The 6456-nt window shown below is 36.6% G+C and carries 5 protein-coding genes and 1 pseudogene; 2 read left to right on the top strand and 4 right to left on the bottom strand.

Annotated features, from left to right (window positions below; all coding sequences use genetic code 11):
* A pseudogene (locus ACINWC743_RS22385) lies at positions 1–590 on the top strand (IS5-like element ISAbe13 family transposase); the annotation flags it as partial.
* Between the two features lie 78 nt (positions 591–668).
* Here the strand turns inward: ACINWC743_RS22385 and ACINWC743_RS22380 are convergent.
* On the bottom strand, positions 669–1010 hold the full coding sequence (locus ACINWC743_RS22380) for a DUF6616 family protein (RefSeq protein WP_005032546.1): 342 nt from the start codon (positions 1008–1010) through the stop codon (positions 669–671).
* A 62-nt stretch (positions 1011–1072) separates the two neighbouring features.
* The gene (locus ACINWC743_RS22375; RefSeq protein ID WP_009587062.1) at positions 1073–1570 is read right to left on the bottom strand and encodes a MarR family winged helix-turn-helix transcriptional regulator; all 498 of its coding nucleotides are present in this window, start codon (positions 1568–1570) and stop codon (positions 1073–1075) included.
* A gap of 610 nt (positions 1571–2180) precedes the next feature.
* Between ACINWC743_RS22375 and ACINWC743_RS22370 the strand changes: the two genes are divergently transcribed.
* A complete protein-coding gene (locus ACINWC743_RS22370; RefSeq protein ID WP_009587061.1) occupies positions 2181–4283 on the top strand; it encodes a TonB-dependent siderophore receptor in 2103 nt (700 codons plus the stop codon).
* 177 nt (positions 4284–4460) lie between these two features.
* On the opposite strand, the gene ACINWC743_RS22365 is transcribed toward ACINWC743_RS22370, so the two are convergent.
* Positions 4461–5450, bottom strand: a complete 990-nt coding sequence (locus ACINWC743_RS22365) for an ABC transporter substrate-binding protein (protein WP_009587060.1) — start codon at positions 5448–5450, stop codon at positions 4461–4463.
* Positions 5451–5453: 3 nt separating this feature from the next.
* Complete coding sequence (locus tag ACINWC743_RS22360; RefSeq protein ID WP_009587108.1) at positions 5454–6041, bottom strand: ANTAR domain-containing response regulator; 588 nt, start codon at positions 6039–6041, stop codon at positions 5454–5456.
* Between the last annotated feature and the right edge of the window lie 415 nt (positions 6042–6456).

The following is a 6456-nucleotide window of genomic DNA, read 5'->3' as shown; positions in this document are numbered from 1 at the left end:
TTTGGACAACCGAACTCTATTTTTAAACGTTTTAATCGCTGGTCAAGTAGTGGTAAGTTACTCACTATATTCAAATTATTATCACTGAATACCGATATGGAATGGCTATTCATCGATGGTTCCCATATTCGTGCTCATCAACATTCTGCGGGTATTGCTGATCAGGCAATCTCTAAAAGTGCAGGAGGAAACTCCTCCAAAATACATTTAGTTGTAGATTCAAATGGGAATCCTATTGATTTCATTATTACTGATGGAACCACACATGATGTTAAAGTCGCACCTGATTTAATTTCAAAACTCGATTTAAATGAGGCAGAGATTGTATGTGCAGATAAAGGCTACGATTCAGAGCCATTAAGACAGCAGATTAGAGCAACTGGAACAAAAGCAAATATACCTAAAAAACCAATAGCCAATCAAACAATGACCATATGGATTGGTATTTATATAAAATCAGGCACTTAGTAGAAAATATGTTTTGTAGGTTAAAGCAATTTAGAGGGATAGCCACTCGATACGACAAGTTAAAACGGAACTATGAAAGTTCTGTTGCATTAGCTTGTATATTTTTATGGCTCCCCTTGTAGGTTAAATTATGAACCCTAAATGTCAACAGACCCTAATTTGATTCGTTCAATCAATTGTAGGGATATTCTTGAGTGTTTCTACCCACCATTGACCAAAGCTTGAATATGTTGAGGGAAATTTGCTTCAGCACCTGCAGCATTCACATGGTCAAAATATTGATACCAACCACTGGCACGAATACCATCAAGGAGTGCTTCGCGCGCTTGTGAATTGGAAAAACGCCAAATTCCTAAATATTGATGAGCTGTACTTTGGTCAATTGGAGAAATGGTTTCCGTCAGAGTCAAAACTTCAACCCCCATACTTGATAAGTTTCCTAAAGCCTCGCCAACTTTACTCAGATATTCCATTCGTTGTTCATTTGGAAGTGTCTGCCAAGTGGTATTTGGTGTATATAATTCAACGAGATAATGATACATATAATTTTTCCTTTCTTCGGTGGTTTTAAAATTTTAATTGTGCGTGATTTGATTTTGATGTTTTAAGCTTCTTTTTCATGAATCAGGTTTTGACTCACTTTTTCCAAAAGCGCAGTGAGCTGTATGCGTTCTTGTATCGTTAAGTTGCCAAAAATCTGTGCAATCCAACGACTATGTTGTTCAAACACAGTTTTCGCTGTTTGTTTGCCTTGCTTGGTCAGATGAATCTTTAAAGCACGTCGGTCATCATGGTCAGCATGACGTATGATGAGTTCATCCCGTTCTAATCCATCCAACAAACCAGTCACTGTTGCACGCGTAATACCTGCTTTATCAGCAATATCTTTTGGAGCTAAACCTTGAGGTGATGCATCTAATAAGAATAGAACGATAAAACGACCTTCGGTTAAACCATGTGGGGCAAGTTGCATTGCACAGTCATGATCAATCAAAGATGCGAGTGAAAGGGTTTGAAAACATAGTTTTATACTTTCAAGGTTCGCAATGTTTTGTTTGCTCGCTTCATCCAAGAGGGCTCGGTATTTTTGTTCTAGCTTCATTTTGTTAGCTACCATATAGTATGGTGGCTAACTATATGCATCATATCAAATATTGTCAACTTAATTGAGTCAATGTTTAGTTAAATTTTAGTCAAAAAATATTGATGAAATTGTTGAATTTTTATTTAAAGAATAAATTTAAAATGATGTGTTTTAAGTTTTTTATAAAGATATTTTTGATAATCAAATTTTGATGATTGAATAAAAGTGGGTGATTGGATTGCTTTTTTGATCTTTATTTTTTTGGAGTCTAGAAATCAGTCAAAATAGATATTTGCTAAAGTGGATCAAAAACAATCATGGATAGAGTAATTAAAAGCTTAGAAAATTTGACAGATCTTTTTTACAATTAATATAAATCAATTAGAACAGAATAGACTAAAACCCTTGGAATGGGCATATCTTTAAACTCATGACTAGGTGTTAGATACGATTCAAGATATGCCCTGAGTTCAATAATGACTAAGAATATGTCAATAACTTAGCATTTCTATATTTTATTTAAAGGGCTAAATTTAACGATATTAAAAGTCAGTTTTTCATGTAAAATTATTAGAAATTTAAATGAAAATGATTATAATTGCGATTAAATTTTTTTGGCTGTTGTTTAATGCAATTTAATAAATCCTCCCTGACATTTTCTGTGCTTGCCATCATGGCAAGTACTGCCTATGCACAAACTGAAGTTGGTCTTGAACAGCATGCAGATACTCAGAAACTCCCCACCATTACGGTTCAAGCAGAAAATAATCAGCAGCCTTATGCAGCAAAAACAGCAAATGCTGTTTTAAGATCGAATACGCCTTTATTTGAAACAGCTCAGTCGATTAGTGCAATCGGTCAGCAACAGATTGAACAAAAGCAAGCGAAAACTGTGGCTGAGGCATTGGAAGGTGTGGCAGGGGTCACGTCAGGACAATATGGTCGCCGTGGGTGGGATGACTTTATTATTCGTGGGCAGATTTCAAGTTCGCAAACTTTTATTGATGGTCTACGGATACAGGCATCTGATAATGTTTTGCGTGCTGAAGATATTTCGGGTTTAGAATCCATCGAAGTAGTCAAAGGACCAACTTCCGTAGGCTTTGGACTTGCCTTGCCTGGAGGACTGGTAAATTTAACGACTAAGCGTCCACAAGCTGAAACAGCCTATAAAGCAACACTGAGTTATGGAAGTTATGGTTTAAAAGAAGGGACATTTGATCTTAACTATGCACCCAATAATAGTGCAAAAGGTGCTTTTCGAGTTGTCGGACGAGTATCTGATCAGGATGACCCTACAGATCATGTTTATTTTAAAAATCAATATATCGCACCATCTTACAATTTTGACTTAGGTGATAAAAACGATCTTTCTGTCATTGCCAGTTATCAACATCGTGAATATATTCGTCAACAAGGTATTCCATATAGCAAAGGCAATTATAAAAACTATCCATCAAGCCTATTTTTTGGTGAACCTGATCATGGTTATGATGTTGATGTTTATCGTCTCGGTGCAAATTATGCCCATTATTTTGACAATGACTGGGTGTTTAAACAGAACTTTGCCATTACTAAAACAGATACACAGGGTAATCCGATATTGGCATCGGGAAGCAATACATTACCAACAATTAAACGTGCAATTAACAACCAAGATAAACAGGACTTGAACTATACCTTAGACAACAATTTGCAACGTAATTTTGATCTTGGAAAGGTCAATTATGATGTGATGGTTGGGGTCGATATGATGCGTGAACGAAGTGATTATGCACGTCGAACAGATACCATTAATGCTTTTAATGCAGATCGTCCTGTCTATGGAATCACCAGCACAAAATTAGGTACGCCAACTCAAGCATTGACTTATAGTCAGTACGCAGGGCTCTATCTCCGCAATACCATTAAGGTGGATGATCATTGGATTATCGGGCTATCAGGTCGTCATGATTGGACACAAATCGAAATTGAAAATGTTTTAAAAAATACCAGCACTAAGAATTCAGATCGTGCATTTACTGGTAGTGGTTCAGTGATGTATCGTATCAATGATATGTTTGCTCCTTACATCAGCTACTCTACTTCATTTATGCCTGTGACCGATGTAGGAGAAAATGGACAATTACTGAATCCTGAAAAGGGTAAACAAGCCGAGGTTGGTGTTAAATTACAAGCACTTGATCAGCGTTTACAAGGTTATGTTGCCTATTATGATTTAACCCGCAGAAATGTCACAGAAACAGATGCTTCAGGAAATTTTTCGATTCAAACAGGTGAACAAGTCACTAAAGGGTTTGAAGCTGAAATAGCAGCAGCAATCACCAATCAATGGAATATTTCAGCGAATTACAGTTATATCCCAACCGCAAAAGTGACTGAAAGTGTGATCAGCAGCGACATTGGTAAGCGTAGTAACCATGTGCCTAAATATGCCAGTTCATTGTCGACTCAATATTATTTTAGTCCAGATAAATTAGGTTGGAATATTGGTGCTGGCATTCGTTATCAAAGTTCTCGAACTGCACAACGTAATGCTGACTTCGTCTATCTACCAAGTTATGCATTATTTGATGTCAATGCAGGATATGAGGCTAAAAATTGGGGTGCAGGGCTGAGTATTAAAAATTTATTTGATCGAGAATATCTAGCCGGAACGACACCGAATGCTCAATTGGTCAATTGGGGTGATCCAATGATGGTGCGCTTAAATGTGAAGTTTAAGTATTAATCCATTCCTCTCAGCATGAGTCTCATTTTAAAGTCTCGTGCTGAAAGAATTTTGTGAATGTTCAGGGGGCGAGAACAAATAATTGTATTTATCCTTTTGGGTGATAGGTTAAATAAGCCTCATATGCATACATATATAAAAAACTTGTGTATTTCACGAGGTCATTGATCTAGGAATTTAAGATACTTTTCCTACACATTGAACAGCAATTGCTTTAATTTGTGATTGATCCAATTTTAAATTTTCCCACGCACACATCTGTTGCAATATCCATTCAAAATCTTCAGCTTTGGGTGCATCTTGCATTCCAAAAGATCGAATAATATTTTGAATCTTATAAAAGGCTTGGGTATGAGTCAAATCAGAACAATTAAAACGTATAATTTCACTGTGTTCTAACATTTGCCAGACTTGTTGAAGGGATTCAAGTGATCTCAAGTCTTGTTGTGCTTGTTGAATGGCAACTTCAAGTGCATGTAACGTATGAGGATGTGTTTGTGCCCATTCTTGCGTCGTTGCTAAAACTTTGTCTGCAACTTCAGGAATAATTTGCTTGCTTTCCGCAATGACCAGACCATGACCTTGAATTTGTGCTTGAATATTCCAAGGCTCACCAACACAAAAGCCATCAATCAGTTGAGTTGAAATGGCATCAACCATATAAGGTGGGGGGAGCGTTAACAGTTGATGTGTTTTTGCAATGTCTAAATCTGCCAAAGCTAACCATTCTCTTAAGCAATAGTGGTGAATAGACTGTTTAAATACATGCGCCAATTGGATTTGATGACCTTGTTTGATTGAATCAACAATTTTCCTTGCAGACTGTTGTGGTGTGTCTTGAGCAGAGATGTCTAAATCATAACAGAGCTTTTGACTCAAACTGATAAATGCGCGATTGGTGCTGAGTACTAATGTGCTTTGTAAAGGAATTCCCAATTGATCATTGCCTGTTGCAGCGGCTGGAAGCATTGCCGATAAACAATGTGCTGCATCTAAAAGACCAAAAGCCAAACGGTCACGCAGACTTGCCCAAGATGGCTCTTTGACCAATGTGACATTTAAACCTTGCGCCGTGAAATAGCCTTGATGCTGTGCCCAAAGGATTGCGGTACAGTCCAATAGTGGAATATAACCTAATTGAATATCAGTTTTTTCAAGTGCTTGCATAGGTTATTCCTTAAATTGGGATTGAAGCAACGCTTGAGCTTCAATTAATTTTCGTGCCATTTCGCCCATTGTCATGCGATGACTCATGGCATTTTTACGCAATAAACTGAATGCTTTTTCCTCTTCGATTTGATGCATGTGCATCAACATTATTTTGGCTTTTTCAATATCTTTACGGTCTGCAAGTTTGCATTTGGTCTCGTTTAAATCTTTGAGCAATTTTTTGTGTTTTTTAAATTGTTCGATTGATATCTCTAAAATACTTTCTAATTTTTCAGGATCGATTCCATCCACGATGTAGGCAGTTACACCTGCTTCAATGGCACTTTTTATGGTGTCTTTTTGCGAATTTTTGGTAAATAAAACAGTCGGTAAATCAAACTGACTGACGCAACTTTCGATGATGTCACGATGAGGATGATCCATATCGAGCAAAATTATATCAGCATGTAACTGTTGTAAGTCTGTACTATTTAAATGGTCAATCATTAGGCAAGCAACAACCTCGAAGCCATGTTCGATTAACGATGATCTGATAAAAGATGCGCGTTCTATATCATCATCAATGAGTGCAATTTTTAATTTTGACATGCAACGACTTGAGTGTGTCTAGACATAAAGATTCACTCAATGATAAGCAATTAAGATGCCAAATCTTTTACAGCACTCTGACTTGTTTATGGATGATGGATTGGTTTGTGGATGATGAATTGGAAAAAGGGAAAAATAAAATGCACTCTATTGAAGCAAATTGCATTCTAAACATGCATGTGCAATGAATATAAAGGGGAGATCAGTGTTTAGGTCTTTATATTTTAATTCTGAAGTCATGATTATTTTTATTTAATAAAACCTAAAGGAATTAAATTAAATTTAAAAACAGTGGTTTAAAAATATTGGCACGAACTATGCTTATATCTGAGCAAGTCAAAGAAGACTTTCAAAATTTGTAAGACGGCCAACGACGTCCGTTCTGATCGTTACTGATATGCCTTGTGCATAGCAG

It is taken from the genome of Acinetobacter sp. WC-743, from assembly GCF_000335555.1.
Lineage (GTDB): Bacteria > Pseudomonadota > Gammaproteobacteria > Pseudomonadales > Moraxellaceae > Acinetobacter > Acinetobacter bereziniae.
This window is presented reverse-complemented; position numbering and strand designations above follow the sequence as displayed.